This is a genomic window from Paraburkholderia madseniana (assembly GCF_009690905.1).
GTDB classification, from domain to species: Bacteria; Pseudomonadota; Gammaproteobacteria; order Burkholderiales; family Burkholderiaceae; genus Paraburkholderia; species Paraburkholderia madseniana.
Genome location: NZ_VOSW01000273.1, coordinates 1 through 1371, shown reverse-complemented (window position 1 = coordinate 1371; position 1371 = coordinate 1). Strand labels below are relative to the sequence as shown.

Annotated in this window: 1 pseudogene; it reads right to left on the bottom strand. The window is 63.2% G+C overall.

The features are described from left to right. Positions 1-172: 172 nt before the first annotated feature. Positions 173-1317 (bottom strand): annotated as a pseudogene (locus FSO04_RS45770) (IS3 family transposase); the annotation flags it as partial. Between the last annotated feature and the right edge of the window lie 54 nt (positions 1318-1371).

The window sequence follows — 1371 nt, the reverse complement described above, 5'->3', positions numbered from 1 at the left end:
TGAGGTTGACCCGGTTCGACGGATAGATTTGCAGTTGAGTCTAATGCGGTGTGGCACCTCCCGATAAGGTTGAATCGCGGGTTGTCCACGGTCGGGCGGCGGGTCGCCTGTCACGACCACGACGCTGCCCGGCGGTGGGCAACCCGCGCGGCGATAAGCGTTGATCTTGCGCATGCAGGTTTTCGAACTCGAGCGGCGAACAGTAGCCGATGCTGCTGTGCAGGCGGCGTAGGTTGTACCAGCTCTCCAGAAACGAGAACAGACGCCGCCGTGCCTGTTCGTGGGTCGCGAAGTGTTCACGACAGAGCAGTTCGGCTTCGAGTGTGCCAAAGAACGACTCGCACATCGCGTTGTCATAGGCATCGCCGGCCGTGCCCATCGACGGCTGTACGCCTGCTTCGCGGCATCGCCGCCCAAAGGCAATGGACGTGTATTGACAGCCCTGATCGGAATGTAGAATCACACCGTCATGGCGTCGTTGCTGCAACGCCATGTCCAGCGCGCGTAACATCAGTTCAGTGTACAGATGGTTAGACATCGCCCAGCCGATGATGCGACGGCTGAACACATCCAGCACGACCGCCAGATAGAGGAAACCTTCGCCCGTGGGTACATAGGTCGCATCCGCGACCCACAGCACGTTTGTCGCGTCGGCACTGAAGTGCCGGCGCACCAGATCCGGCGCACGCCGGGCACCTGCGCGTGGCCGTGTGGTGCGCGGCCAGCGCCGCCGGCTTGCCCCGCACAGACCCGCCATCCGCATGAGGCGCGCCACCCGCTTGCGCCCCACGTGTACGCCTTCGCGCGCGAGCTGCGCATGGATACGCGGTGCCCCATACGTGCCGCGCGAGCTCGCATGTAGCGTGCGGATGCGCGCGAGCAGTTGCGCATCGCTGCGTGTGTGCATCGCGGGCTCTCGCACCAGCCACGTGTAATAGCCGCTCGTCGAGACGCCGAGCAGCCGCGCCATCGTGGCGATGGGCCAGCGGACCCGGTTCGCTCTCATGAATCCGTATCCTTCGGCGATACGGCTCCCGTCTCCCGGGCAAACCAGGCCGCTGCGTGAGAGAGTATGTCGCGCTCCATCTTCAGTTGCCGGACTTCACGACGCAACCGTGCGAGCTCCTGCCGTTCGGCTGTGGTCAGACCGTCATGCCGCACGCCTGTGTCGCGATCAGCCTGCGCCACCCAGTTGTAGATGGTCTGTGCAGTCGGCTCGAACTCCTTTTCCAGTTCCTCCGGCCTGCGTCCAGCCTTCACCAGCTCGACCATTTGCGCCCGGAATTCCGCCGGGTACGGGGTACGATGCTTGCCCATAATCGGCACCTCCTTCTCCAAAGGATAGATGTCCGTTTTTCTGGGTCAACTTCA